This window comes from Allobosea sp. TAB14, assembly GCF_052113865.1.
Lineage (GTDB): Bacteria > Pseudomonadota > Alphaproteobacteria > Rhizobiales > Beijerinckiaceae > Allobosea > Allobosea spartocytisi.
The window spans coordinates 16636-42389 of record NZ_JBFRDQ010000001.1; the positions used below are offsets into that span (position 1 = coordinate 16636).

Annotated in this window: 24 protein-coding genes; 9 read left to right on the plus strand and 15 right to left on the minus strand. The window is 68.1% G+C overall.

The window, feature by feature from the left end:
* Positions 1-34 precede the first annotated feature (34 nt).
* From AB4Y99_RS00095 to AB4Y99_RS00105, 3 genes are all read right to left on the minus strand, one after another.
* Positions 35-1231 carry an MFS transporter gene (locus AB4Y99_RS00095; RefSeq protein WP_441521938.1) on the minus strand — a complete coding sequence of 399 codons (1197 nt, stop codon included), beginning with the start codon at positions 1229-1231 and terminating at the stop codon, positions 35-37.
* A gap of 129 nt (positions 1232-1360) precedes the next feature.
* Positions 1361-4045 carry a pyruvate, phosphate dikinase gene (gene ppdK / locus AB4Y99_RS00100; RefSeq protein ID WP_441521939.1) on the minus strand — a complete coding sequence of 895 codons (2685 nt, stop codon included), beginning with the start codon at positions 4043-4045 and terminating at the stop codon, positions 1361-1363.
* A gap of 182 nt (positions 4046-4227) precedes the next feature.
* Positions 4228-4725, minus strand: coding sequence for a YcgN family cysteine cluster protein (locus AB4Y99_RS00105; RefSeq protein ID WP_441521940.1), 498 nt, complete (start codon positions 4723-4725; stop codon positions 4228-4230).
* Positions 4726-4967: 242 nt separating this feature from the next.
* Between AB4Y99_RS00105 and AB4Y99_RS00110 the strand changes: the two genes are divergently transcribed.
* Complete coding sequence (locus tag AB4Y99_RS00110; protein ID WP_441521941.1) at positions 4968-6971, plus strand: transglycosylase domain-containing protein; 2004 nt, start codon at positions 4968-4970, stop codon at positions 6969-6971.
* Positions 6972-7013: 42 nt separating this feature from the next.
* Here the strand turns inward: AB4Y99_RS00110 and arr are convergent, their stop codons facing one another.
* Positions 7014-7442, minus strand: a complete 429-nt coding sequence (arr, locus tag AB4Y99_RS00115; RefSeq protein WP_441521942.1) for an NAD(+)--rifampin ADP-ribosyltransferase — start codon at positions 7440-7442, stop codon at positions 7014-7016.
* Positions 7443-7775: 333 nt separating this feature from the next.
* Between arr and argC the strand changes: the two genes are divergently transcribed.
* The 3 genes from argC to AB4Y99_RS00130 all read left to right on the plus strand — a co-directional run bounded on the left by argC (position 7776) and on the right by AB4Y99_RS00130 (position 10150).
* Positions 7776-8753: an N-acetyl-gamma-glutamyl-phosphate reductase gene (gene argC, locus AB4Y99_RS00120; protein ID WP_441521943.1), complete on the plus strand. Its 978-nt coding sequence runs from the start codon at positions 7776-7778 to the stop codon at positions 8751-8753.
* Between the two features lie 159 nt (positions 8754-8912).
* A complete protein-coding gene (locus AB4Y99_RS00125) occupies positions 8913-9488 on the plus strand; it encodes a DUF1214 domain-containing protein (RefSeq protein WP_441521944.1) in 576 nt (191 codons plus the stop codon).
* Positions 9489-9598: 110 nt separating this feature from the next.
* Positions 9599-10150 carry a DUF1254 domain-containing protein gene (locus AB4Y99_RS00130; RefSeq protein WP_441521945.1) on the plus strand — a complete coding sequence of 184 codons (552 nt, stop codon included), beginning with the start codon at positions 9599-9601 and terminating at the stop codon, positions 10148-10150.
* Between the two features lie 18 nt (positions 10151-10168).
* On the opposite strand, the gene AB4Y99_RS00135 is transcribed toward AB4Y99_RS00130, so the two are convergent.
* On the minus strand, positions 10169-10462 hold the full coding sequence (locus AB4Y99_RS00135; protein ID WP_441521946.1) for a hypothetical protein: 294 nt from the start codon (positions 10460-10462) through the stop codon (positions 10169-10171).
* 228 nt (positions 10463-10690) lie between these two features.
* Positions 10691-10897, minus strand: a complete 207-nt coding sequence (locus tag AB4Y99_RS00140; RefSeq protein WP_038361109.1) for a hypothetical protein — start codon at positions 10895-10897, stop codon at positions 10691-10693.
* 162 nt (positions 10898-11059) lie between these two features.
* Between AB4Y99_RS00140 and AB4Y99_RS00145 the strand changes: the two genes are divergently transcribed.
* Entirely contained in the window at positions 11060-12199 is a 1140-nt protein-coding gene (locus tag AB4Y99_RS00145; protein WP_441521947.1) for a DUF2336 domain-containing protein, read from the plus strand.
* 98 nt (positions 12200-12297) lie between these two features.
* Here the strand turns inward: AB4Y99_RS00145 and AB4Y99_RS00150 are convergent, their stop codons facing one another.
* Genes AB4Y99_RS00150 through AB4Y99_RS00160 form a run of 3 tightly spaced genes read right to left on the minus strand, consistent with a single transcriptional unit; the run spans position 12298 to position 15085 of the window.
* Positions 12298-12633, minus strand: coding sequence for a DUF1491 family protein (locus AB4Y99_RS00150; RefSeq protein WP_038361105.1), 336 nt, complete (start codon positions 12631-12633; stop codon positions 12298-12300).
* Between the two features lie 19 nt (positions 12634-12652).
* Positions 12653-13267, minus strand: coding sequence for a hypothetical protein (locus tag AB4Y99_RS00155; protein ID WP_038361103.1), 615 nt, complete (start codon positions 13265-13267; stop codon positions 12653-12655).
* A 15-nt stretch (positions 13268-13282) separates the two neighbouring features.
* Entirely contained in the window at positions 13283-15085 is a 1803-nt protein-coding gene (locus AB4Y99_RS00160; protein WP_441521948.1) for a sensor histidine kinase, read from the minus strand.
* Between the two features lie 327 nt (positions 15086-15412).
* Here AB4Y99_RS00160 and AB4Y99_RS00165 point away from each other — a divergent pair, with 327 nt between their 5' ends.
* The gene (locus AB4Y99_RS00165) at positions 15413-15679 is read left to right on the plus strand and encodes a hypothetical protein (protein ID WP_038361101.1); all 267 of its coding nucleotides are present in this window, start codon (positions 15413-15415) and stop codon (positions 15677-15679) included.
* A 77-nt stretch (positions 15680-15756) separates the two neighbouring features.
* On the plus strand, positions 15757-16182 hold the full coding sequence (locus AB4Y99_RS00170) for a SufE family protein (protein ID WP_441521949.1): 426 nt from the start codon (positions 15757-15759) through the stop codon (positions 16180-16182).
* Positions 16183-16188: 6 nt separating this feature from the next.
* Here the strand turns inward: AB4Y99_RS00170 and AB4Y99_RS00175 are convergent, their stop codons facing one another.
* From AB4Y99_RS00175 to AB4Y99_RS00185, 3 genes are all read right to left on the minus strand, one after another.
* Positions 16189-16986, minus strand: a complete 798-nt coding sequence (locus AB4Y99_RS00175; protein WP_441521950.1) for a DUF6456 domain-containing protein — start codon at positions 16984-16986, stop codon at positions 16189-16191.
* Positions 16986-17351, minus strand: a complete 366-nt coding sequence (locus tag AB4Y99_RS00180; protein WP_081925283.1) for a helix-turn-helix domain-containing protein — start codon at positions 17349-17351, stop codon at positions 16986-16988. The genes AB4Y99_RS00175 and AB4Y99_RS00180 overlap by 1 nt, the downstream gene beginning before the upstream one ends.
* A 248-nt stretch (positions 17352-17599) precedes the next feature.
* Positions 17600-18016, minus strand: a complete 417-nt coding sequence (locus AB4Y99_RS00185) for a Ros/MucR family transcriptional regulator (protein WP_038361095.1) — start codon at positions 18014-18016, stop codon at positions 17600-17602.
* Positions 18017-18345: 329 nt separating this feature from the next.
* On the opposite strand from AB4Y99_RS00185, the gene AB4Y99_RS00190 reads away from it, so the two are divergent.
* On the plus strand, positions 18346-20544 hold the full coding sequence (locus tag AB4Y99_RS00190; protein ID WP_441521951.1) for a S9 family peptidase: 2199 nt from the start codon (positions 18346-18348) through the stop codon (positions 20542-20544).
* Between the two features lie 92 nt (positions 20545-20636).
* Here AB4Y99_RS00190 and AB4Y99_RS00195 read toward each other — a convergent pair whose 3' ends face one another.
* Complete coding sequence (locus AB4Y99_RS00195) at positions 20637-22067, minus strand: hypothetical protein (RefSeq protein WP_441521952.1); 1431 nt, start codon at positions 22065-22067, stop codon at positions 20637-20639.
* Between the two features lie 236 nt (positions 22068-22303).
* Here AB4Y99_RS00195 and AB4Y99_RS00200 point away from each other — a divergent pair, with 236 nt between their 5' ends.
* Complete coding sequence (locus AB4Y99_RS00200; protein ID WP_441521953.1) at positions 22304-22906, plus strand: superoxide dismutase; 603 nt, start codon at positions 22304-22306, stop codon at positions 22904-22906.
* 73 nt (positions 22907-22979) lie between these two features.
* Here AB4Y99_RS00200 and AB4Y99_RS00205 read toward each other — a convergent pair whose 3' ends face one another.
* Positions 22980-24665 (minus strand): methyl-accepting chemotaxis protein, encoded by a 1686-nt coding sequence (locus tag AB4Y99_RS00205; RefSeq protein WP_441521954.1) that lies wholly within the window; start codon positions 24663-24665, stop codon positions 22980-22982.
* A gap of 171 nt (positions 24666-24836) precedes the next feature.
* Complete coding sequence (locus AB4Y99_RS00210) at positions 24837-25670, minus strand: ChbG/HpnK family deacetylase (protein WP_441521955.1); 834 nt, start codon at positions 25668-25670, stop codon at positions 24837-24839.
* Positions 25671-25754: the final 84 nt, after the last annotated feature.

The window sequence follows — 25754 nt, forward strand, 5'->3', positions numbered from 1 at the left end:
TTCGCGAGGCATCATGCCCCACATGCGGGGCGCATCAATCCCGCGCCCGGAACTCCGTCGCGAAATAGGCCAGCGCCAGCAGCGGCATCGCCGCGCCGAGCGCGCCCGCGAGCGGCCAGCCGCCATGCGCGAAGGCCCAGCCCCCGAGCGCCGAGCCAAGCGCACCGCCCATGAAGAAGCTCGCGATGAAAAGACCGTTCAGGCGRCTGCGCTGTTCCTGCCCGAGCGCGAAGATGGCGCGCTGCCCGAGCACCAGGCCCGTCGTCACGCCATAATCGAGAAGGATCGCGGCGATGGTCAGCAAGGCCAGGGCCGCCGTCGAGCCCGGCTCGGCGAGGAAGGTCAAGGCGAAGGACCCTGCCGCGAGGATCAGGGCGAAGGCCGTCGCCGGGCGCGTCCAACCCGCATCGGCGAGGCGCCCGGCGATCGGCGAGGCGATCGTGCCCGCGMCCCCCGCCAATGCGAACAGCGCGACGCCGCGCTGGGTCAGGCCGAATTGCGGACCGGTGAGATAAAGCGGCGTCACCGTCCAGAACAGGCTGAAGGCGGCAAACAGGCAGGCCTGATAGCCGGCGCGGCGGCGCAGCACCGGCGTGCTCATCACCAGCGCGCCCATGGACGCGATCAGCTCGCCATAGCCCAGCCGGGTATGGGGTCGGCGCTGCGGCAGGCGAAACCACAGGAAGGCCGCCAGAGCCAACATCGCCACGGCCGAGAGGACGAAGACGGCATGCCAGGAAGCGGCGTCCGCGACGAGGCTCGCAACCGGCCGCGCCAGCATGATGCCGAACAGCAGGCCGCTCACGACATTGCCGACGACCCGGCCGCGAATCTGCTCGGGCGCCATATGGGCCGCAAGCGGTACGAGGACCTGCGCGGCGACGCAGGTCATGCCGATCAAGAGCGAAGCGGCGAGGAAGACGGCCGCGCTGGCGGCCAGGGCGGCCATGCCGAGCGAAACGGCCGCCAGGACGACGAGGGTGACGATCAGCAACCGGTTCTCGACGAGGTCCCCGAGCGGGACCAGGAAGACCAGCCCCAACCCATACCCGATCTGCGTCAGGGTGACGATCAGGCCAGTCAGCTCCGCCGACATGCCGAGCGTTGCGCCGATGGGTCCAGCCAGGGGCTGCGCATAATAGAGATTGGCGACGATCAGGCCGCAGGCCGCGGCCAGGACAATGGTCAGCCCCGCCCCGATGGTCGGAGCGTCGGAAGTCGTCTCGTTCATGGTGATGGACCGACAGGCCCGGACAACCGGGCGGAGGACCGTACTATGGCACTCCGCCCATCATGCTGCGACGCAGCAAATTGCATGGCGCCCGTGCAGGGGCGCCATGCCCGGCAGTTGCGATCCGGCTCAGCCGTCTTTCGGCTTGATCGCGCCCAGCGCCGCCTGCGCCGCCGCAAGCCGCGCGATCGGCACGCGGAAGGGCGAGCAAGAGACGTAGTCGAGGCCGACGCTCTCGCAGAAGCCGATCGAGGCCGGGTCGCCGCCATGCTCGCCGCAGATGCCGAGCTTGATGTCGCTGCGGGTCTTGCGGCCGCGCTCGGCGGCGAGCTTGACCAGTTCGCCGACGCCATCCTGGTCGATGGTGACGAAGGGATCGGCCTCGAGCAGGCCCTTGGCGGTGTAGGAGCCGAGGAAGGAGGAGGCGTCGTCGCGGCTGATGCCGAGCGTCGTCTGCGTCAGGTCGTTGGTGCCGAAGGAGAAGAACTCGGCGCTCTCGGCGATCTCGGCGGCGCGCAGGGCGGCGCGCGGCAGTTCGATCATGGTGCCGACCTGATAGTCGATGGTCGTGCCGCTCTCCTCCATAACGGCCTTGGCCATGGCGTCGATGCGGGCCTTGACGAGGTCGAGCTCGGGCTTGCCCATGACGAGCGGCACCATCACCTCCGGGATCACCGGCTTGCCGGTCTCCCTGGCGGCGATCACGGCCGCCTCGAAGATGGCGCGGGCCTGCATCTCGGCGATCTCGGGGAAGGCGACGGCCAGGCGGCAGCCGCGGAAGCCGAGCATCGGGTTGAATTCATGCAGTTCGGCGGCACGCTGGCGCAGCGCATCGGACGAGACGCCGAGCGCCGCGGCGACCTCGGCGATCTCCTTCTCGCCATGCGGCAGGAATTCGTGCAGCGGCGGATCGAGCAGGCGGATCGTCACCGGCAGCCCGCTCATGATGGTAAAGAGCTGGACGAAGTCCTGGCGCTGCATCGGCAGGAGCTTGGCGAGCGCCGCCCGGCGCCCCTTGTCGTCCTGGGCGAGGATCATCTCGCGCACCGACTGGATGCGGCTCTCGTCGAAGAACATGTGCTCGGTGCGGCAGAGCCCGATGCCTTCGGCGCCGAACTCGCGCGCGGTCTTCGCGTCATCGGGCGTCTCGGCATTGGCGCGGACCTTGAGGCGGCGGACCTTGTCGGCCCAGCCCATCAGCGTCGAGAACTCGCCGGAAAGCTCGGGCTTCTGCATCTTGATCTCGCCGAGCAGCACCTGGCCGTTGCCGCCGTCGATGGTGATGAAGTCGCCGGCCTTCAGCGTGGTGTTGCCGACCGCGAGCGTGCCCTTGGCGTAGTCGACGCGGATCTGGCCGGCGCCGGAGACGCAGGGCTTGCCCATGCCGCGCGCCACGACCGCCGCATGCGAGGTCATGCCGCCGCGCGTGGTGAGGATGCCCTCGGCGGCGTGCATGCCGTGGATATCCTCCGGCGACGTCTCGACGCGCACGAGGATGACCTTTCTGCCGGCCTTCTTGGCGGCTTCGGCATCGTCGGAATTGAAGACGATCTCGCCGGCGGCGGCGCCGGGCGAGGCCGGCAGGCCGGTGGTCAGCACGCGGCGCTCGGCCTTGGGGTCGATGGTCGGGTGCAGGAGCTGGTCGAGCGCGCCGGGCTCGACGCGGCCGACCGCCTCCGCCTGCGTGATCAGCCCCTCGCTGGCGAGGTCGACCGCTATCCTGAGCGCAGCCTTGGCGGTGCGCTTGCCGGAACGGGTCTGCAGCATCCAGAGCTTACCCTCCTGGATGGTGAACTCCATGTCCTGCATGTCGCGGTAGTGCTTTTCGAGGATGCCGTAGATGCGGACGAGCTCCGCATAGGCCTCCGGCATCTCCTTCTCCATCGAAGGCTTGTCGGAACCCGCCTCGATGCGCGCCTTCTCGGTGATGTCCTGCGGCGTGCGGATGCCGGCGACGACGTCCTCGCCCTGGGCGTTGATCAGGAACTCGCCATAGAGCGCGTTCTCGCCGGTCGAGGGATTGCGGGTGAAGGCGACGCCGGTCGCGGAGGTGTCGCCCATATTGCCGAACACCATCGACTGGAYGTTGACCGCCGTTCCCCAGCTCGCCGGGATGCCGTTGAGCTCGCGGTACTTGATGGCACGCGCATTCATCCAGGAGGAGAAGACGGCGCCGACCGCGCCCCAGAGCTGCTTCTCCGGCTCCTGCGGAAAGTCGGAGCCGAGCGCCTTCTTCACGATCTCCTTGTATTTGCCGACCAGCACCTTCCAGTCGGCGGCCTTGAGGTCGGTGTCGAGATGGAGGCCCTTGYGCTCCTTGTAGTCCTCCAGCGCCTCCTCGAAGAGGCCGTGGTCGATATCGAGCACGACGTTGGAATACATGGTGATGAAGCGGCGATAGCTGTCCCAGGCGAAGCGCTCGTCGCCCGAGGCCTTGGCGACGGCCTCGACCGTCTCGTCGTTGAGGCCGAGATTGAGGACGGTGTCCATCATGCCCGGCATCGAGGCCCGCGCGCCGGAGCGGACGGAGACGAGGAGCGGGTTGGCGGGGTCGCCGAAGGTCTTTCCGGTGAGCTTGGCCATGCCGGCCAGCGCGGCCTTGACCTGCCCGTCGAGCTCGGCCGGGAAGCTCTTGCCGTTGTCGTAATAGGCCGTGCAGACCTCGGTGGTGATGGTGAAGCCGGGCGGAACGGGCAGACCCAGATTGCTCATCTCGGCGAGGTTCGCGCCCTTGCCGCCGAGCAGGTTCTTCATTCCCGCCTCACCCTCGGCCTTGCCGTCGCCGAAGGTATAGACCCACTTCCCACCTGCCATCACTTCAACCTCTTCGTTTGCAGCCGGACGCAGCAACGCCACGGCGATGCGAAAGTTTCGTGCGCGTGCCATCGATGCCCCATAGGCAGGGACGGCGGGATGGGGCGGTCATGCCCAAAAGCGGCTGAACAATCAATGAGCAGGTGCAACAAAACGCCCGCAGGCGCGGAAGCACCGACGCTTCATTTCGCGCGTCCGCCGCGGGCGGCCCGGGGCCAGCGCAGCGGCCAGGCGACGATGCGCTCGGTCACCTCGTCCTCCGTCACCTCGTCCTCATTGGCGAAGACCCGGCCACGCACCGAGATCCCGGCCGCCACGACCGTCTCGGGGTCGCCCGAGACGAGCGGATGCCACCAGGGCAGATTCCTTCCCTCCGCGACGAGGCGGTAGGCGCAGGTCGGCGGCAGCCAGGGCAGCGTGCGCACATCCTCCGGCGTCAGGGTGACACAATCGGGGACTTCGCGGGAGCGGTTCGGATAGTCGCGGCAACGGCAGGTGCCCGCATCGAACAGGCGACAGCCGATATCGGTGGCGAAGAGGCGGCCGCTATCCTCGTCCTCGAGCTTGACGAGACAGCAGCGCCCACAGCCGTCGCAGAGCGACTCCCACTGCTCGCGGTTCATCTCCTCGAGCGGCGTGGTCAGCCAGAACGGCTCGTTTGTCGCGGGCTTCGGCTCCATGGCAGGCTTATGCGCCGATGCGCCGGAAGATGGAAGGGCGGCGCATCGGCGCGCGTCCATGTCCCAATCCGGGACAGGCCGGCTGGCCTGCTTCCTGCTGTTAAAAAAGAATTCCGCGCATGCTGCCCTTACCGCCGCGCGGGGCGTGATTATGTGTCTATGACCGGGCACCCTCCTGTTGCCAAGGCGGCGACCGCGGGGCAGGACTGTGTCGGGGGCCATTCGGGAAGCCTGGAACGGCCATGGAGTTCAGGAAGGCAGGCTGGAGGACGCGGCTGAAGCGCTATGCGCTCGCCGTCGATTCATGGCTCGATGCCGGCCTGTGGGGCGCGGGCCGCCGCGTCGGCGAGATCTACGAGCGCATCCGCAGCCAGGCCGACCGCCTGACCGTGACCGGCCCCAGGCGCCTTGCGGCCGAATTCGCCAGCGAGGGGCTGAACATCGGCATCGTCGGCGCGCTCTTCGTCCTGATATTGGCTTTGCCCGCCTTCCGCATCGGCAATGAGGAGGCTTTGAAGAGCCAGGTGCTCGCCGTCACCTTCCTCGACCGCTACGGCAATGCGATCGGCCATCGCGGCGCCCGGCACGACGACTCGCTCAAGCTGGAGGAGATGCCGGACCATCTGCTGAAGGCCGTGATCGCGACCGAGGACCGGCGCTTCTACGACCATTTCGGCATCGACATCATCGGCACCTTCCGGGCGCTGACCGTGAATGCGCGCGCCTCCGGCGTGGTGCAGGGCGGCTCGTCGCTGACGCAGCAGCTCGCCAAGAACCTGTTCCTCTCCAACGAGCGCTCGCTCGACCGCAAGATCAAGGAAGCCTTCCTGGCGCTCTGGCTCGAGGCCCGGCTGAGCAAGAGCGAGATCCTCAAGCTCTATCTCGACCGCGCCTATATGGGCGGCGGCACCTTTGGCGTAGCGGCGGCGGCGGAATACTATTTCGGCAAGTCGGTGAAGGACGTCTCGCTGGCGGAAGCCGCCATGCTGGCCGGCCTGTTCAAGGCGCCGACGAAATACGCGCCGCATGTCAACCTGCCCGCCGCCCGCGCACGGGCCAATGACGTGCTCAACGCCATGGTCGATGCCGGCTTCATGACCGCCGGCCAGGTTGACAGCGCCAAGCGCAATCCGGCGACGCCGGTCGACCGCAAGCGCGAATCCAGCCCCGACTACTATCTCGACTGGGCCTTCGACCAGGTGAAGGAGTTGGCCGAGGAGGGCAAGCTCGGCTCCGACCGGGTGCTCACCGTCAAGACGCCGCATGATTCCGCGATCCAGCAACGGGCCGACGAGGCGGTCGAGGCGATCCTGCGCCAGCACGGCCCGACCTATCGCGTGAAGCAGGCGGCGACCGTCGTGATGGACCCGGACGGGGCGGTGCGCGCCATCGTCGGCGGGCGCGACTACGGCGCCAGCCAGTTCAACCGCGCCACGGCGAGCCAGCGCCAGCCCGGCTCCTCCTTCAAGCCCTATGTCTATGCGACGGCGCTCTCGGCCGGGCTCTATCGGCCGAACACCATCGTCACCGACCGTCCTGTCTGCATCGGCAACTGGTGCCCGAAGAATTACGGCGGCTCGTTCTCGGGGTCGATGCCGCTCTATGTGGCGCTGGCGAAGTCGATCAACTCGATCCCGGTGCAGATGTCGATCGCGATCGGCCGCGCCACCGGCGAGACGCATGAGGCGCGCGCCGCCGCCATCGGCCGCAAGAAGATCGTGGCGATGGGCCATGCGATGGGGCTGACGACGCCGCTCACCGACACGGTCTCGCTGCCGATCGGCGCGGCGGAGGTGACGGTGATCGACCAGGCCGCCGGCTACGCCGTCTTCGCCAATGGCGGCAAGCGGGCCAAGCCCTATGCGGCGCTCGACATCCATAACTCGCAGGGCGAGCTGATCTACAATCACGGCCGCGACGAGCCCGAGCCGCAGCAGGTCCTGACGACCCAGGTCATGCAGGACATGAACTTCATGCTCTCCAAGGTGCCGACCGAGGGCACCGGCCGTCGCGCCGCGCTCGACGGCGTGGTGACGGCCGGCAAGAGCGGCACGACCAACGGCTACAAGGACGCCTGGTATGTCGGCTATTCCGGCAACCTCGTCGAAGCCGTCTGGTTCGGCAACGACGATTCCTCCGAGACCGCGAACCTGACCGGCGGCGCGCTGCCGGCCATGACCTTCAAGGGCCGCCCGGTCCAGGTCGGCATCCGCGAGGTCTCGGGGCTGGAGACGCGGCTGCGCTGACAGTTGGGCGCTGCCTCGGCACGAGATGCGTGTCGCCACGCATCAGTTGATGATTTCGCCTCGTTCGTTCGAGCGCAGTGCCGTCAGTCGTTCCCTCCACATCTGGAGCGCTTCGGGCGTCAATCTGGTCCAATGCGTGATTTCGCCGGTGACCTTGAGCGGTGCGCTGCTGCGATACGACCGAGTGGGGTTGCCGGGGAATTTCTTGTCGGTCACATTCGGGTCGTTCTCGAATGTCCCGGTCGGCTCTACGACATAAACACGCGGGACTGCCCCGCCTCCGGCAAGTTCCGCCGCGATTTCGGCGGCAAGCCCGGCGCCGTCCACAAGGGCCGTGAAGTAGACGTGGTTCATCACCACCTCAGGACGATAGTTCGACCGGTATCCTGCGGTAAGGAAATCACCCACGCGCAAATCCGCGATCGTGCCGTGAAAAAACGGCCCCTCGTCCAGCACCTCGGTCATCGTCATCGTCCTTATCCTGCGAGCCTGTTTTGGTCCGTGAGCCGAGGGTGCCAACCTCCGCGAACCCACCGCCGAAAGCGGATATTCCGCTTGACGATGAATAGGGCTCGCGACAGTGTCCTAAGGCATGTTCAGGCACCAGAACCTTTGTGATCGACGCCGACGCCGCTTTCCCCAAGCGGCGGCTCTTCGGGCTGCGCGTCGATCAGCGTTCTTCCGCATGGTGACGGCCTCATCGTAGGTCGCACCCGCCGAAGCGGCCTCGGCCCGCCTTCCTGAACCCCCGCAGCCCTCGGCTCCGGGGGTTTTCTTTTGCCCGAACTCCAGAAGGACACCATCATGAGCATTCGCGTCGGCATTGTCGGGATCAGCGGTTTCGGTGGCGGCGAAGCGCTGCGCCTGATCGCGAGCCACCCGTCTTTCGAGCTGGTCTACGCCGCGGGCGAGAGCAGCGCGGGCAGCCGTTTGGTGGACCGCTTCCCCGGTGTGCCGGCCAGGCTGGCCGAGCTGGTGATCGAGAAGTGGGACCCGGCGACGCTGCCGAAGCTCGATCTGCTGTTCGCGTCATTGCCCACGGGCACCTCGGCCGAGGCGCTGGCGCGCGTCCCCGGGAGCGTGAAGATCGTCGATATCGGCGGCGACCACCGCTATGTCGAGGGTTGGGCGTATGGCCTGGCAGATGTCTGGCCGGCTGAGATCAAGAGTCAGACCCGCATTGCCAACCCCGGCTGCTTCCCTGCCGCGACGCTGACCGCATTGGCGCCGCTGCTCGCCAACAAGCTGATCGAGCCGGGCAACATCATGATCGACGCCAAGACCGGCGTCTCCGGGGCCGGCCGGGGCGGTGCCGACAGCAAGTTCGGTTACGCCGAGAGCAACGAGAACCTGGTGCCCTATGGGCTGCTCAAGCACGTCCACATGCCCGAGATGGCCAGGACGATCGAGCGGCTGAGCGGCGGCAGCGCGGCCGGGCTGGTGTTCACGCCGCATCTGGTGCCGATGACCCGCGGCCTCCTCGCCACCATCTACTGCCGCGGCCGCGCCACCACGGAGCAGTGCCTGGACGCGGCCCGGCGCTTCTACGCCGGGCGAGCGTTCGTGTGTGTGACCGACAAGCCGCCGCAGACCAAATGGGCTACGGGCTCGAACCTCGCATTCGTCAGCTATGCGGCCGATCCAGAGCGCAACCTGGTGATCGCGATGGGCGCGGTCGACAATCTCGGCAAGGGTGCGGCCGGGCAGGCGGTGCAGAATGCGAACCTGATCTGCGGCCTGCCGGAAACCGCGGGGCTGGACGGCGGACCCGTTTGGCCATGATGAGCGCGGGTCTCCACGCAGCGTTTCAATCCGCTTTGTGGGTTCGCCAGGGGCGCGCAACCCGAAATTCAAACCGAGACAGCGCCGGCGGTTGACGGCCCGGAGCGTCGGGGTTCAACTCCGGCGGGCTGCGATGCGGCACAGGCGCGGAAGGCAAGCGTGCGAATCCTCGATCTCGCCACTGTTCTCGGGCTGGGCGCCGGTCTCGGGCTGGTCTCGGCCCATTGGGCGGTCGCCGGCCGGCCGGTGGTGGGCAAGGTCGAGGTCGGCTCCTGGATGGCCTGGCCCGGCAGCGGCAGCCGCGACGTCGATCCCTATATGCGGGCCTATCTGGCGCGCGGCGTCCATCTGCCCATCGGCGCCGGCGAGGGGCTCGAGCTGATCGCCGAGCGCAGCGACGACGGCGCGCCGCTCGAAGGGCGCTGCCGCTATCGCGTCAGCGGCACCATCCCGACATCGCGGGGCTGGACGCTGGGCGTCACGGATGGTGCCGGCCGCCCCTTCCACCTGCCGCTCGAACGGGTGAGCTTCACCGATTCGGAAATCGTGCGCGGAGAGGATGGCGGGCTGTCGATCACGGCCGCGGCGGCGGCCCAGGCCGGCAACTGGCTGCCGCTGCCGGCGGGCGGACGCTTCCAGCTCCGATTGCGGCTCTACGATACGCCGGTGTCGAGCCAGACCGGGGAGACGCGGGCGGCGAACCTGCCCCGGATCACGCGCATCGACTGCCGATGAGCGCGCTCGACCCCACAGCCGCGCCGCTTCCGGACGAGGCCCGGCCCGGGAAGGCTCCCCGGCCCGCACCGGCGCCCCGGAGCTGGCCCGATCGGCTGCGCTCCGCAGCCATGCGCCTGGCCCTGACGACGCTCGCGGGGCTCATGCTCGCAGCCATCGTGCACATCGTCACGATTCTCCTGATCCCGGTCCTGTCGCAGCGCGATGCGGCGCATGCCTATCGCAATCTCGGCAGCGAGGGCCATGCCGAGATCATCCCGCCGGCCGGCAATGCCGCGGGACTGCCGCCCTTGCAGGAGGCCGACCCGAATGCGGTGACCGCCATCTGCGGCTACGATCTCTCGGCCGGGCCGATGCGGGTCGTCGCCCATATCGGGACGCTGCCGCTCGGGCTCACCCTGCACCGCCAGGGCGGCGGCGTGATCTACGCCATCACCGACCGGGCCGCGATCCGAGGCGTGCTGGAATTCCTGGTGATGACGGAGGCGCAATATGACGAGCGCGTCGCCAATGACGAGGAGGGCGAGACGAGCCGCGAACTGCGCGTGGTCTCCGACACCGCACAGGGGCTCATCGTCGCGCGCGTGCTCGCCAAGCGCCCCTCCGACCGGGCGGATGCCGAAGCGCTCGCCACCGGCATCCAGTGCGGCATGGCGAACTGACGGTGCGCCGCCCGCCACTCAGCCCTTGTAGACCACGGGGCGTTTCGTGCCTTCGCCGAAGGCGTCGTTGAGCGGCATCCTGCAGAGCGGGCCGGCCTCGGCCTCCAGCGCCATGATGGCGCGTTCGGCACGGATGGCCTCGCGGGAGGGCATCTCGACCACGAGATTGGCCAGCGCGTAACGATAGCTCCTCAGGCGGAAATCGAGGCGCTCGCAGACCCAGAAGACCAGCCCCTCRTTCTCGACGACGCGCGCCAGGGCCGGGTCCTGCTTCTCGGGTGCGACATCGGGGGAGGATTCGACCGTGCGCATCCGCACCCGGTCCATGCTCAAGGCGGAAAGGCGAGGCCGCCTCGCCCCGGACCGCCGCCGCAAGGAAACCCGCCTCGGGCGCCAGGAGCTGCGACCAGACGGTCGGGCGCGGCCGGCCGAGATCGCCGGTCGTCGCGGTGCAGGCCGAGGCCAGCACCGCGAACAGCGCGGCGAAAGCCGTCTTGCCGCCGCACGGCCAGCGGCGTGTCGTCGCGTCTGCTGAATCCGTCACGCCGGCTGCCTGGCCTTCCTGCGGCCGACGGCCTTGCCCGTCGCCGGGCGGCTGCCGCGCGGCAAGGCGTTGCGTGGGCCGGGCTCGGCAGGGCGCTCGAAGCGCACGCCGGTGAAGAACAGGATTTCGGCGCTCGTCTGCGGGAAGGCGCAGCTCCGCGCCTGCCAGCGCCGCCAGAGCGCGAAGGGGATGACGTCGGCCATGTGCGCCTCCTTGTCCAGCGCCTGCTTACGATCGCGAAAGCCACGGACGACGCAGAGGCCGCTCCCGTGTCACAGCTCTCAAGACCATCAGGCCCAGACATGGTTAACGTGGCCTTAAGCCATCGGGGATAATCTGCGATCCGACATCGGATTTGCTGCCTCATGACCACGTCCCCCGCCAAGGAACTCGCCGATCTCGCTCGCCTCGCGCGCGAAGGCGGGCTCGATCTCAGCCAGGTCTCGCTGCGTGTCAGAGCCGACCTGCTGCTCTCGGCGCCGCGCCCTCCGCAGGACGACCTCGCGGCCTTTTCCGAGATGGCGACGGCCCTGATTCCCAGCATCGACGAGGCGACCGCGCTCATCCTCGCACGCAAGCTCTCCGGCTGGCGGCACACCCCCGCGCCGGTCCTGCTGGCCTTGCGCGAGCGCGGCGGCACGATCCTCGCCGAGATGCTGCGGCACGGCCTGCCGCTCGCTCCCGCCGAGATCGAAGAGCTGGCGGAGACGGGCGATGACGAGATGCTGTCGGCCCTGAGCGCGCGCCGCGACCTCACCGCCGCCGCGACGCTGATGCTGGTCGAGCGGGATTCCGACGCGCTCGACCTCGCTCTGATCGCCAATACCGAAGCCCCCCTGCCCCGCGCCGCCGCCGACATCCTGATCGCGCGTGCCCGCAGCCGCCCGGCCTATCGATCCGGATTGCTCGGCCGGCCGGACCTCTCGAATATCGAGCTCGCCCCGCTCTTCMTGCGCGCTGGCGCGGAGCGGCGGCTCAGCATCCTCGATTCGCTCGCCGCGCATGAGGCGCTGCATCCCGGCGAGCGGCTCCCGCCGCTTCCGGCCGCGGTCCTCGCCGACTGGCTCGCGCTTGCCAGCGAGGACCGGAAGCGAGCCTTCAGCGCCATCGCCCGGCATTTCGGCGGCGGCCCGGCGCTCGCCGAGGCCATGGATCGCGACGCGGCGCGCGAACTCGCGGCGCTTGCCCTGATCGCCAGCGGCACCACCGTCGAGGAGGCGACGCGTTTCCTGATCCGGCTCGGCGACGAGGCCGCGCATTCGGTCGAGCGCATCTTCGCGCTCGTCGCCCTGATGCGTTCGATCAGGCCGGTCATCGCCAGGCGCCTCGTCCAGCAGATCGCCGGGCTCGCGCCACCGGCTCCGCAGCGCCGGGGCCAGCATCAGCCGGCGATGGACCCGAGCGGCACGCCCTCTCGCGCCGGAGCAGGCACCGCCCGGCCGGAAGGCCAGCCCGCCATGTCCGAGGTGCTGGGGCGGATCGGCCCGCAGCGGGAGCGCGGCTAGAGCATTTCCGCGTCTCTCCGAATCGCGGAAATGCTCCATCTCTTTGTTTTATCGTATGTTCTTCACGCGAACCGGTGTCCGCTTCGCTCGAAAATGCGCTAGTCGCTCACCAGCTCCAGGCGCGGATCGCCCGCCCGGTTCTCGATCTCGACGAGCCAGAGGTCACCGTCGAAACGCAATTCGCGCGTGACACGATCCTCGACCGTCAGCGGATCGGCATCGAGCAGGAGCTGGAAGCGACGGACACCGTCGTCGCTGGCGAGCGTCTGCGGCGCCGGGCCATAGAGCACGGCGGTGCCGTCGAGGCGGTCGAGCTTGACGAAGATCGCGCCGGCCTCGGCCGCGCCGCGACGCCGCAGCACGGCGATGAGCCCGTCATGCGCCGCCTGCCGCAGCCAGGCCGAAACCCAGAACTCGCTGGTCAGGCGCGCCATGGGCTGGCGAAGCCGGGCGTCAATTGGAGGCCGTGCGGCGCGGCGCTGCCGCCGAACGCGTGGCGGCGCCGCGGATCTCCGCCGGCGGGCGCATATCCGCGCCGTTGATCAGATCGGCGATGGGATCGCGCGGAGCGGGAGCCGCAGCAGCGCGCGGCGCGGGGGCTGCCGCCGGGGCGGGAGCCGGGGCCGGCGTGCGCGCGACATTGGTGACGGCCGCAGGCGGCCGGGGCGCGGCCTCACGCACGGCCGGCTGGGCCTGGGACAGGTCGCTGGGGCGCGACGGCGGCAGGGCCGGGCCCAGCAGCGAAGGAATGTCGGTCGGAGGCGCCGCAGCGGGAGCGGGCGCAGGTTCGGCACGCCGGGCTGCGGGACGCGCCTCCTCGACCGGGCGCGGCGCCGACAGGATCGGATGGGGATGGCGCGCCGTCTGGAACATCAGCGCATTGGCGACGATGGCGAGCGAGACGATGCCGAAGACGAGCAGGATCAGGGCGCGGCCCGGCCGCCGGCTCGCCGTCCGGATGAGGCGGGCGAACCATGGGGACGATTTCCGGCGCGCCGGCTGCGCGCGCCGGACCGGAGCGGACAAGGAGGCGCCGGGGCGGGCGCGGGCGGCCATGGTTGCGGACATCTGTTCGGCTCGTTCTCAGGCAGTCAGGCGAAGCGGTTCTTTGGTGTCGATGCCACGGCGCGGCGCCCTGGCGAAGGTCACGATCTTGGCCGGCGGCTCGACCGTCTCGGCGCCGCCGACCGGCAGGCGCACCGAAACGCGCGTGCCCACGCCGGGAGCGCTCTCGATGCTCAGCCGCCCGCCATGCAGGCCGACGAGCCCGCGCACCACGGAAAGCCCGAGGCCGGTGCCTTCATGCGAGCGGTCATAGGAGCCCTTGGCCTGGAAGAAGGGATCACCCAATCGCGGCAGATCGGCGGCACAGATGCCGATGCCCGTGTCGGAGACGGAGAGGTCGATCACATCCCCGTCGCGAATAACGGCCAGGGTGACGCGGCCGCCCGCAGGGGTGAACTTGACCGCGTTGGACAGGAGGTTGAGGACGACCTGCTTGAGCGCGCGCCTGTCGCCCTCGACCTGCGGCAGCGCCGGGCCCAGAACATGCTCGAGCGCGATGCCACCGGTTTCGGCGCGCAGCGCCATCAGCGCACAGCAATCCTGCGCCAGCACCCCGAGGTCGAGCGGCTCACGCTCGATCGACATGGCGCCGCTCTCGATCTTCGAGATGTCGAGCAATGTGTTGACGACATCGAGCAGATGGTTGCCCGAGGCATGGACGATCCGCGCATATTCGGCGCGCTTGCCGGCATCGAGGCGCCCCGTCTCGTCCATGCTGAGCATCTCGGAGAAACCGATGATGGCGTTGAGCGGCGTGCGCAATTCATGGCTGACCGTCGCCAGGAAGCGGCCCTTGATGTCGTTGGCCTTGAGGGCCTCGGCATGGCCGCGCTCGCGCTCCTCGTCCAGCACCCGGCGCGCGGTGACGTCGCGCATSACGCAGACGACGGTCGCGCCCTTGCCGCCTTGGGACCCCGCGACCCGATAAGCCTGCATTTCGAGCCAGCGCGAGACCGGCACCCGCCCCGCCCCGCCATCCTCCCGCGGCACGAACAGGGTGCGGAAGCAGGCGCTGACGCCGGCATCGCCATGGGCGGCATCGCTCAGCGCCTTGAGGAACAGCGGACGGTCGGCGATGTGGACACGCTCGAACAGGCCACGGCCCGTCAGTTCGCGCGGCTCGGCTCCGGCGAGCTGGCGCGCCGCGGCATTGGCGAAGACGACGGCACCGTCCACGTCATGCCAGGTCACGAGATCGCCGACATGGTCGAGCAGCGCCCGGGCGCGCTCGTCGGAGGCCTTGTATTCGCGCAATTCCGTATCGCGCCGGCGCAGCATGATCGCGGTGACGACGAGCGCCTGCACCAGTACCCCGATGACGAGAAGCGGCATCGCCTGCTGCGTCCAGGCCGCAGGAGCGGCGAAGGCGCCGAGCTGGTCGGCGACGACCATGGCCAGCAGCGCGGTCACCGCCACCATCCCGGCGCGAAACACGTATTTCCGGCCGCCGAGGCTGGCGGCCTCCACTGGCAAGATGGCGAGCCCGGCGAGGAGCGGCGAGCGCGCGCCGCCGGTCGCGGCCGCGAGCGTCACGATGAACAGGGACAGCGCAGCCGCCGAGACGGCATGGGCGATGTCGAGCCGCCCGCTGCGGGAGAGGATGAAGACGGCCAGGAGCGGCAGCGCCGCCGCCACGACGATCGCGGCCTCGAAGGTGCCAAGCGTTCCGCGCCAGGCGAGATAGGCAGGCGCAAGACCAAGGGCACCGGCGCCGACGAGCAGCCGCGACAGGATGAAGCGCTCGTGGCGCCCCCTCTCGCAGGTGTCCGACCGCGCCGATGCATGCACCAGTGCCGCCGCCTGTGTCCTGAGTGCTGCCATCACCATCCGAAACGCAACGCCTAACTCGTGCGGACCGACATGCCCGCTTGCCGCTATCTCGCCATGGCGGGTTTAAGCGGGGCTTAAGGCGATCGCCCGACAAGACGCCCCACAGGCGGCCAATTTCAAGTTTATATAAATTCGGCAGATAGTTACGCTTGTTTCGGCGGCTTTCTCATGTGGCATGAAGGTTCAAAGCAGGGTGAACGGAACCTGAAGATCACCATCCGCATTCGACTCGCATTTGAGCGTTTGGAATGACGCGATTTTTCCGGATCCCCGGCTAGGGTCAGCGTCGCGGTCGCAAGAACCGCAACGGAGATCGAGATGGCTTACTTCCTGCGCAAGGTCGCGATCATCGGCCTGATCGCGATCAACTCCCCGGTCCATGGCGGCAAGCCGGCCGAGGTGGAGCTGCCCCAGGCCGTGCGGCAGGTCGTGAGCGCGGTCCAGGCCGAGCCGCGCGTGGCGGCCGGCAGCCTCACCGCGGCCCGCGAGGCGGCCCAGATCCTGGCGGGACTCGATCCGGAGACGCGTGGGCGTATCATCAACGCCGCCGCATCGGCTGCAACCGGTCGCTCCGCCCCGCGTTGAATGCTTGACGAAAGCCCGCAAGGCGCGGGAAGAGAGCGCGCCGGCTCCGGATGGATCGGAGGTCGGCAAGGCAGGACATGACCACCACTCTCGACGAGATCGTCGCCAATTTCGAGCTGCTCGACGAATGGGACGACCGCTACCGCTACCTGATCGAGCTCGGCAAGAGCCTCGAGCCGCTGCCCGAGGACGCGCATAACGACGCCAACAAGGTGCGCGGCTGCGCCAGCCAGGTCTGGCTCGACCTGCGTCGCGAAGGCGGGCCCGGCCCGCAGACGCGCCTGTTCTTCCGCGGCGACAGCGACGCCCATATCGTGCGCGGTCTCGTCGCGCTGGCGCTCGCCATCTTCTCGGGCCGGAAGGCGGAGGAGATCCTCGCGACCGACGCCTTCGCGATCTACGAGAAGCTTGGCCTCGCCGCGCATCTCACGCCGCAGCGCTCAAACGGCGTGCGCGCCATGATCGAGCGCATCAAGAGCGACGCCCGCACCACGGCAATGTGAAACGCCTCAGCGCCCGGCCGCGGGCGGGATGCCCGGCCGGGCATCCGGCGCCTGCCAGGCGGTAAGACCGGACGGCTTGCCGCCGCGATCCATGCCGTAATGCGAGGCCAGCGTCGCAAGCGCGACGCGCAGCACGACCTTGGCCGAGCGTGCCGGCCAGTGCCGTTCGCGCTCGACCAGATCGAGCCCCTTCAGGAAGCCGCAGACGTCGATGGCGAGGCCGGACAGCGCCGGCCCCAGCCGCTCGCAGGCATGCCGGACGCGCTGGCGGGCCGCGATGGCCACATCGGACGCGCCGGCGGGATCGCGCGGGCCGGGGCTACGTTCATCCGGGGTCAGCGCCGCATCCCAGTTCATGGTCGTGCGCGGCAGCATCTGCGCGCGCGTGAAGTCGGACCGGAAGCGCTCGCCGGCGGCGAATTCCTCGTCGCTGATCTGCGGCTTGCCGTCCTTGCCGAGCCGCCGCCTCAGCCAGAGCAAGGGGCTTTCGCACTCGTCGATCCGGACCGCCGGCGCCTGCGGCGCATCGAATGGCGGGGCGACCGGAACGCCTTGCCCGGAAGACGCCTCCTTCAGCGTAAGGCGGGCGCCCCTGCCCTCGCCCGCCCAGGCGATCAGCCCCTCGGCCATGAGCGCCGCCGCCGCTTCCGCCGCGACATAGCCTGCGCCAAGGCTCGCGCCGTTCCGCTCGCGATAGAGCGCGATCCGGCCGCAGCCGAGCGGGGAGACGATGCCATAGGCATTCGGCTCGCGCAGATGGCGCAGGAGCCGCTCGCGATCACGCCGGTCGATCTCGTTCGTCATCACAGAATCTCCCTCGGATGGGCCGACAGGCTGGCACTGGCGGCAAGGAGGGCCGCTTCGAGTGCGTTCAGGCCGAATTCCGTCCCCGGATCGTCGCGGCTGTCCTCCACCAAGGCGCAGGCATGGCGCACGGTGGTGCGGTCCCGCCCGAAACAGGCGCCGACGCGGGTGAGGCTCAGCCCGAAGGCGACATGGGCCAGATACATCGCTCGCTGGCGCGCCCGGGCAACCGGGCGCCGGCCGCGATTGAAGGCCCTGAGCTTCCCGGGAGCGATCTTCGCCGCAGCCGCGACGGTGGCCTCGGCCAGTCTGGCACCGGCAGCCTCCTGCAAGATCATGTCAGGGCCGGCCTTGATATTGTTCATGTTACGTTCCCATTCTCCGATTGCGCGAACGGCGGCGCGAGATCCGGGCAATAGGATTATATTCTTATATTCGCTTTGGCAAGCCTGCGCGCTCGGTTATCCCCGCGAACGGCGGCAAGAAGCGACCGGCACGAAGCGACCAGCAAGAAACGACCAGCAAGAAACGACCGGCACGAAACGATCGGCATGAAAAAAGCCGCCGGAAATCCGGCGGCTTCTGTCGATGAAATTCTGCTTCGTCCCGCGTCTCAGCGACGCTTGCGACGCTGCTGGCCCAGGCCCATCTTCTTCGCGAGCTGCGAGCGAGCCTCGGCGTAGTTCGGAGCGACCATCGGGTAGTCGGGCGGCAGGCCCCACTTCTCCCGATACTGCTCCGGCGACATGTTGTACTGCGTGCGCAGATGGCGCTTCAGCGACTTGAATTTCTTGCCGTCCTCGAGGCAGACCAGGAAATCGGCAGTAATCGACTTCTTGACCGGGATCGCCGGCTTCGGCGCCTCGACCGGAAGCACCGGAGCCACACCGCCGATGACGCGGCTGAGCGCCGAATGGACTTCGCTGATCAGCGCCGGCAAGTCGGACGCAGGAACTGAATTGTTGGAGACATAGGCAGAAACGATGTCTGCCGTCAGTTCGATGAAGTCCGCTCCCTCGTGATCGGCCATAGCTATGTCGCTCCTTATCGTTCTTAACGTGGACTTTGGCGATCGCCCGTCTTTGAAAGCCCCACCTGGTGGCCATCCTTGCCAATAGTGGCGGGCACTACCGGAAACAGAATCATCGACCCGATCGATCGAGATCAGCCTGTAATGGATACTGGCTATTCACGCAAGAGAACAATTCAATCGAACAGGAATATCTTGATCCAATATTCGGCAGCGCAAATGACTGCGATTTCCAATGCACGCAAAGGTATACCTACCGACAAGAAGTGCGTCTTGTCACCGTAGCAGCGGGGCTCTACCTCTCGGGCGCCCGTCATGGAGAACCGCTCATGCGTCCTGCCCCCGGCCTTCGAGATCAGAGCGGCGTATCGCGCCGATCCCGCCGCCTGCCGGCGCCGCCCAAAGCAGAGATCAGGACGAAGGAAAGCACCGTCCACGGCGTGCTGTTACGCGATGATTACGACTGGCTGCGAGCCCCGAACTGGAAGGATGTGCTCCGCAACCCCGAAGTGCTGCCCGCCGATATCCGCGACTATCTCGAAGCAGAGAATGTCTATTGCAAGGCGTTGATGGCCTCGACCCGCGACCTGCAGCGCGAACTCGTCAAGGAAATGCGCGGCCGGATCAAGGAAGACGATTCCAGCGTTCCGCAGCCGGACGGCGCCTGGCTCTACTATTCACGCTATCGCAAGGGAGCCGAGCATCCATTGATCTGCCGCCGCCCGCGGGAAGGTCACGGCAAGGACAAGGGCAAAGACAAAGGCAAGAGCCGCGAGCAGATCATGCTCGACGCCGAYGCMYTGKCCGAAGGSAAGGACTTCTTCGACCTCGGCGACGCCGTCCACAGTCCCGACCATCGGCTGCTTGCCTGGAGCGCGGACGAGGCCGGCTCGGAACTGCATGGAATCCGCGTCCGCGATCTCGAAACGGGCGAGGACCTGCCCGACCAGGTCAACGACGCCACGGGCGACATCGTCTGGGCGAGCGACTCCCGTTCGTTCTTCTACGTCGCCGTTGATGCCGATCACCGCCCGTCGCGGGTGCTGCGCCATCGTCTGGGCACGGCGGCCGAGACGGATGAGCTGCTGCATGACGAGAGCGATGCCGGCATGTTCGTCGACATCGACAAGACCCAGTCCGGCCGCTTCCTGCTGATCTCGATCAGCGATCACGAAACCTCGGAGATCCGTTTGCTCGATCTCGCTTCACCCGAAGCGAAGCTCAACCTCGTCGCCGCGCGCCTGCCCGGCCGGCAATACAGCGTCGAGCACCATGGCGACGACTTCGTGATCCTGACCAATGCCGAGGGGGCGGAAGACTTCAAGATCGTGACGGCCCCGCTCGCCAACCCCGATCCGGCAGGGTGGCGCGATCTCGTTCCCCATCGGCAGGGCCGGCTCATCCTCGACCATGTCTGCCTCAAGGGCAGGCTGATCCGGCTGGAGCGCGAGGAAGGGCTGCCGCGCATCGTGATCCGCGACTTCGCAGATGGTGCCGAGAGCAGCATCGCCTTCGACGAGGAGGCCTATGGGCTCGGCATGGATGCCGGCTACGAGTTCGACACGAATACGCTGCGTTTCATCTATGCCTCGATGGCGCGGCCTGCCGAAACCTATGACTACGATCTCGCAACCGGCGAGCGGACCCTGCTGAAGCGGCAGGAGGTGCCGTCGGGCCACAACCCGGCCGACTACAAGGTGCGGCGCATCTTCGCGACGGCAGAGGATGGCGAGCGGGTGCCGATCTCGATCCTGCACCGTGCCGATCTGAAGCTCGACGGCAATGCGCCCTGCCTACTCTACGGCTACGGCTCCTACGGCTCGGCGATGTCCGCCTCGTTCCGGACGCGGCCGCTCAGCCTGGTCGATCGCGGCTTCGTCTATGCCATCGCCCATGTCCGCGGCGGCACGGACAAGGGCTGGCGCTGGTATCTCGACGGCAAGCGCGAGAAGAAGCGCAATACCTTCACCGACTTCATCGCCGCCGGGGAAGCGCTGGCGGAGGCCGGCTTCACCCGTCGCGGACGCATCGTCGCCGAGGGCGGCAGCGCCGGCGGCATGCTGATGGGCGCAGTCGCCAACATGGCGCCGGCGCTTTTCGCCGGCATCGTCGCGGAAGTGCCCTTCGTCGACGTGCTCAACACCATCCTCGACGACAGCCTGCCGCTGACGCCGCCGGAATGGCCGGAATGGGGCGATCCGATCCGGGACGTCAAAGCCTTCGAGACGATCCGCAGCTACTCGCCCTATGACAACGTCAGCGCGCAGGACTATCCGCCGATCCTGGCGATGGGCGGCCTCACCGATCCGCGCGTGACCTATTGGGAGCCGGCGAAATGGGTGGCGCGGCTGCGCGCGACCATGACCGGCGGCGGGCCGATCCTGCTCCACACCAATATGGAGGCGGGGCATGGCGGCGCGGCCGGGCGCTTCGATTCGCTGAAGGAAACGGCGCTGGCCTATGCCTTCGCCATCAAGGCCGTCGGCGAAGGCTGGCCCGAGAACCTCCCGCGTCATGCTCGGGCTTGACCCGGGCATCTCGCGCTCGATGAGGCGAAAGAGCCGCCATGTCATGAGATTCTCGGGTCAAGCCCGAGAATGACGGCGGCGCTCGGCGATGCTCAAACGCCGAGCCGGCTCTTCTCGCTGGCGAGGTAGACCTTGAGTTCGTCCATCGAGGCGAAGCTGTATTCACCGTCGGGCGTGCGCGCGCGGATCGAACCGTCGGCATAGATGGTGAAGTGGGCTTCGCCGACCTGATAGGCGCCGACGACCCCCTCTTCGGAGGCGGCAGGTTCGGGCGCTGCCGGCTCGGACGGGACAGCGGGAGAGCTTTCGCCCGCAGGCACCTCTTCATCGGCCGGCTTCGATAGCGCTTCCGCGACCTCTTCGGAGGGCATAGGCGCTTCCGGAGCCGCATCCATCCCGACGGGCTCGGGAGAAAGCTTCGCCGGCTGCTCGGCTTCATTCGCAGGCGACACACCGAAACCATGGGGCCCGGTACGCGGCGGCCAGACCGGTGCGACCGGCATGGGCTTTTGAGTCTCTTCAACCTCGGCCGAAGGCTGCTCAGTGTCGAAACGGGGCTCCTGGCGCTTGGCGCCGGGCTTCATCCAGGTTTCGGCTTCCGCGAAGTGATCGTCCAGCGCGAAGGACGGCTCGACACACCCGGCCGGCCGGCGCAGGTCGCCGAGTTCGGTGGTCAGGCTTTCCCGCAGCATCGCGAACTCGTCACGCGCGGTGTCTTCCTCATCGGCGGGAGTCTGATCCGTGACGGCGGCGACGGGATGTTCGGGCGGAAGCTCGTCGATCTCCGCCTTCTCGACCGCCGCCTCGGCCTGCTCGTCGCTGTGCGCCAGGGCCTCGTCCTCGCTCAGCGGCTGGATATGGGCCGCAACGATCTCAGCCGGCTCGTGGCTCTCATCCTCGACGGCGATCGGATGCTCCGCCTCGGTCGGCTCGATGTCCGCCGCAACCTTCGCGAACATGTCCGGCACGGAATCATCGCGCTCCGGCGCCGGCACCTCATCCTGCTCTTCCTCTTCCTCTTTCGGCGCGGCAGCAAGATGGTCGGCGACCAGCGTGCCGAACAGGTCCCGCTCCACCGCTCCGGTGGTCGATGGGCTGGCCTCCGACGTCTCCGCGACGACGGCGGCCGCGGCGGCCGCAGCACCCGCACCCAGCACGGCGGGCACGATCGGAGACGAGGCGGGCGGCGCATTCGCCGGCGCCATGGGCAAGACGACCGGAAAAGCGGCTTCCGCAGGAGCCGCAACGGAGACGCGGGCCTCGGCGGCTTCCGCCAGCTCCGTCCTGATCGCCTTGAGCTGTTTCAGGACCCAGGCCAGCGCCAGCAGGATGAGGCCTGCCGTCATGGCGATCGAGCCGATGATGACCTGGGTGAAGCCCCGCTCCAGCACCAGATAGGGCCAGCCATCATAGACGGCATAGGCACCGCCGCCGAAGAGCCCGAGGCCGAGGAGAGTAAAAATCGCGATCAATTCGGCTTCCTTGACGCTGGGCCTGCCCGGCTCGTGGACGGGCGGGAACATGCCAATATCTAACGTATTGAATAAGAGAGAGTTTCCAATCGACCTGGCTTAAGGAGAGGAATCTGGCCCCATTGTGGCCGCCTGTCGAGAGGACATGGGTTTTTCGCAGGTTTGGCGGTTGTCGAGCCGCGCGCGGCGGCTTAACTAACGCGTGGAGCGGCAGGGTTGTCATGGCCCGGCCTCCGAATGGCAAGCCATTCTGATTCAAGCGATTTCACAGCCCAAGGAGAGGCCCAATGACCTTTACCCTTCCCGATCTCCCCTATGCTCATGACGCACTTCAGCCCTTCATGTCGAAGGAGACGCTGGAGTACCACCACGACAAGCACCACCTCGCCTATGTCAACAACGGCAACAACGCGATCAAGGGTACGGAATTCGAGGGCAAGTCGCTCGAGGAGATCGTCAAGGGCTCCTACGGCAAGAATGCCGCGGTCTTCAACAATGCCGGCCAGCACTACAACCACCTCCATTTCTGGAAGTGGATGAAGCCGAATGGCGGCGGCAAGATCCCGGGCGCGCTGGAGAAGGCGATCGTCGACTCCTTCGGCTCGGTCGACAAGTTCAAGGAAGACTTCATCGCCGCCGGCGTCGGCCAGTTCGGCTCGGGCTGGGCCTGGCTCGAGGTCAAGGGCGGCAAGCTCGCCATCAGCAAGACCCCGAACGGCGAGAACCCGCTGGTCCATGGCGGCACGCCGATCCTCGGCGTCGACGTGTGGGAGCACTCCTACTACATCGATTACCGCAACCGGCGTCCCGACTATCTCAAGGCCTTCCTCGAAAGCCTGGTGAACTGGGAATACGTCGCCGAGCTCCATGGCGCAGCCGCCAAGGGCTGATCCCGGCGATCAGGAACCGGAAAAGCAAACGGGGCCTCGCGGCCCCGTTTTTGTTTGCCGCTCCGCGACCGCTTCAGGCGGCGACGTTGCGCAGGAACTGGTCCACGGTCGAATCGAGCCTCTGGGCCTGCGTCGCCACCTCGCCGGCCGCGCCGCGGACCTGCTCGGCCGAACGGCCGGTCTCCTCGACGCTGTCGGCAAGCACACTCAGGTCGCTCGATACGGACAGGGCCGAGGAGCTCGCCATGGCGACGCCGCTGGCGATCTCGCCGGTCGCGAGCGCCTGCTGCTCGATCGAGGCCGCGACCGAGTTGGCGAAGGTTTCGATGGCGTTCATCCGCTCGGCGATGTTCTGGATCGCGCCGACGACCTGCCCTGTCGCTCCCTGAATCGCGGCGACCTGGGAGACGATGCGGTCGGTTGCATCGGCGGTCTGGGCCGCGAGCGACTTGACCTCGGAGGCCACCACCGCGAAGCCGCGCCCGGCCTCGCCGGCCCGCGCCGCCTCGATGGTCGCATTGAGCGCGAGCAGGTTGGTCTGCGCGGCGATGTCGCGAATGAGATTGACCACTTCGCCAATGGCGCGCGCCGTCTCGTCCAGCGCCTCGACCGAGCCGGCGGTGTTGCGCGAGGCCGAGGCCGCCTCGACGATCTCGGTGCGGACGCGCCGGACCTGGAACTCGACCTCGCGGATCGCGGCGCCCATTTCCTCGGCCGCCTGCGCCGCGCTCTCGACGTTTCCGGAGGCACCATGCGCGTTGTCGGCAGCGCGCGCGGCGCGCTCTGAGGATTCGGCGGCAACGCGCGCCAGCCCGTCGGAGGCCTCCTGCATGCGATCGGCGTTGCTCTTGAAGGCTTCGAGCGCGAGGCCGACCTCGCTGCGGAACATCGCGATCGCACCGTCGACGTTCTGCTGCCGGGCCCTGCGCTCGGTCTCGGAGAGAGTCTGCTTCTCTTCCAGCGCCGCGCGCTCAGCCAGCCTGATCTTCAGCACGCCGAGGGCGCGCGCGATCGCGCCGATCTCGTCGCCACGATCCTGAGCGTCGATCGGCGTGTCGAGATCGCCGTCCGAGATGCTGACGATGGCATTGGTCATGCCACGCAGCGGGCGCATCGTGCGCGACAGCGAGAACCAGAGCAGCGGCCCGAGCACGAYCAGGACGGCGAGCCCCAGGCCGATGATGACAAACTGCTCCCAGGTCGCGCGTGCAACCAGCCTGGTCTTGTCGAAGCGCACCGCGACATAGCCGATCTGCCTGTCGACCACGCGCACGGGCTGGATCTTGGTGACGCTGACATCGTCCTCGATCTCGACCGAAGGAACCGACAGAAGCTTGCGCCAGGGCTCCTCTCCGACCGCGCTCGTCAGCCAGCGGGGCGTCAGGGACAGGCGCGCCTCCTCGGTCCGTCCGGCGGAAGCGAGCGAGACCAGATCGTCGGCGACGATGGCGGCATCGAAATCAGGGTCGCGCCGCAGCGATTCGAGGATGTAGCCCAGGGTGAGGTTGTCGCGCGACAGGATCAGCGACGGCGCCGCATTGGCGACCATCAGCGTCAGCGCGGTCGCCTTCTGGTCGAGATCGGAGCGGGTGCGGCTGTCATTGTAGCGCGCCACAGCCATGACCACGAAGATGATCGCCACGGCCACGATGACCACGGCCGCGAGCGCGATCTGCCGGCTCAGCGAGCCGAAGCCCTTCATCCCACCCTGCGCCTGCGTTTCCTCAGCCGCCTCGGCCGCCCGCGTCAACCCCGTCATCGAGCGACTGCCCTTTAAAACCCGGCGCGATCCATCGACGGACGGCGCCCCCATCCACCGCGAGGACACTGACCTAAGCCGGTAAACAAATCGCTTGCGGCGGCGGCCGGAAGCCGGCCCTAGAGCATCGACTTTTCCCGAAAACCGCGGTCCAGTTTTCGGGCCGATGCTCTAAGCCGCAAGCTCCCGGAAACGCCGCATGGGCATGTCCGCCGGCGGCCGGAAGGCGGCGAGCGCCGCATGCTCGACCGGCCGCGGCGCCACGACGGGGTCGAGCCGCGCCAACTCGTCATCGACGAAGCCGGGATGGCACATCACCAGATGCGCAGGGCCCGGCGCGATCAGGAAGCGGCGCAGATCGGCCGCGAAATCGCGCGCCGGATCGAAAGGCGCGACGCCCGAGAAGCCGCGATTGACGCGTAGCTCCCTGCGCAGCGCGGCCGCGCGGAAGCCACTCGCGAGCCCGGCGATCACCAGCGCCTTGCCCACCGCGACGCCACGCTCGCGAATCGCCGATATCGTGTCGGCCGGATCGCGCACATAGACCGACCCGGCCGGATAGCGCCGCGCCAGCGCATCGAGCACCGCGCGCCGCACGCCGGGCAGGACATGGACATGCTGATGCCCGTCGACGAAATCGGGCGGGCGCCCCATCGCATCCTCGAAGGCATCGAGCTGGCGCCCGAACTCGGCCGCGATCTCGCGCCGGACGGCCGGCGAGATCGCCGCGGCCCGCGCCACGACGCCCAGCGCCTGGAATTCTCCACCCGGCGCCAGCCGCGGCATCGTGCCGAGCGGGGCGGCGCAGGTCAGGTTGACATGCAGGCCGAGATCGGCGGCTTCCGCAAAAGCGCCGAGTTCCGGCGCCAATCTGCGCCAGTGTGGCCGGTTGGTCATCGCTCCGGTGGCGGAGAGCCTGCCACGGCCGAGGAGCTCCAGGATCGAACGGCTGACGCCTTCGGTCATGGCGAAATCATCGGCGCAAAGAACAAAGCCGTTCGCCATCGCTCCTGGTGTTCCTCCTTCGGCCACAAGGCGCCGTCGGATGCGGGCTTGTYGGCCGGCAAGCTTTACGGTTCTGTGCGTCGC

What these genes read in the sequence shown, in the direction of transcription:
- AB4Y99_RS00150 (WP_038361105.1), bottom strand. Translation starts at nt 12,633, where the DNA reads ATGGCGCGCCTGACCAGCGAGTTCTGGGTTTCGGCCTGGCTGCGGCAG.
- AB4Y99_RS00140 (WP_038361109.1), bottom strand. Translation starts at nt 10,897, where the DNA reads ATGGCCGACGTCATCCCCTTCGCGCTCTGGCGGCGCTGGCAGGCGCGG.
- arr (WP_441521942.1), bottom strand. Translation starts at nt 7,442, where the DNA reads ATGACGATGACCGAGGTGCTGGACGAGGGGCCGTTTTTTCACGGCACG.
- AB4Y99_RS00175 (WP_441521950.1), bottom strand. Translation starts at nt 16,986, where the DNA reads ATGACGAACGAGATCGACCGGCGTGATCGCGAGCGGCTCCTGCGCCAT.
- AB4Y99_RS00170 (WP_441521949.1), top strand. Translation starts at nt 15,757, where the DNA reads ATGACCACCACTCTCGACGAGATCGTCGCCAATTTCGAGCTGCTCGAC.
- AB4Y99_RS00110 (WP_441521941.1), top strand. Translation starts at nt 4,968, where the DNA reads ATGGAGTTCAGGAAGGCAGGCTGGAGGACGCGGCTGAAGCGCTATGCG.
- AB4Y99_RS00195 (WP_441521952.1), bottom strand. Translation starts at nt 22,067, where the DNA reads ATGTTCCCGCCCGTCCACGAGCCGGGCAGGCCCAGCGTCAAGGAAGCC.
- argC (WP_441521943.1), top strand. Translation starts at nt 7,776, where the DNA reads ATGAGCATTCGCGTCGGCATTGTCGGGATCAGCGGTTTCGGTGGCGGC.
- AB4Y99_RS00155 (WP_038361103.1), bottom strand. Translation starts at nt 13,267, where the DNA reads ATGTCCGCAACCATGGCCGCCCGCGCCCGCCCCGGCGCCTCCTTGTCC.
- AB4Y99_RS00200 (WP_441521953.1), top strand. Translation starts at nt 22,304, where the DNA reads ATGACCTTTACCCTTCCCGATCTCCCCTATGCTCATGACGCACTTCAG.
- AB4Y99_RS00210 (WP_441521955.1), bottom strand. Translation starts at nt 25,670, where the DNA reads ATGGCGAACGGCTTTGTTCTTTGCGCCGATGATTTCGCCATGACCGAA.
- AB4Y99_RS00165 (WP_038361101.1), top strand. Translation starts at nt 15,413, where the DNA reads ATGGCTTACTTCCTGCGCAAGGTCGCGATCATCGGCCTGATCGCGATC.
- AB4Y99_RS00105 (WP_441521940.1), bottom strand. Translation starts at nt 4,725, where the DNA reads ATGGAGCCGAAGCCCGCGACAAACGAGCCGTTCTGGCTGACCACGCCG.
- AB4Y99_RS00180 (WP_081925283.1), bottom strand. Translation starts at nt 17,351, where the DNA reads ATGAACAATATCAAGGCCGGCCCTGACATGATCTTGCAGGAGGCTGCC.
- AB4Y99_RS00185 (WP_038361095.1), bottom strand. Translation starts at nt 18,016, where the DNA reads ATGGCCGATCACGAGGGAGCGGACTTCATCGAACTGACGGCAGACATC.
- AB4Y99_RS00130 (WP_441521945.1), top strand. Translation starts at nt 9,599, where the DNA reads ATGCGCCTGGCCCTGACGACGCTCGCGGGGCTCATGCTCGCAGCCATC.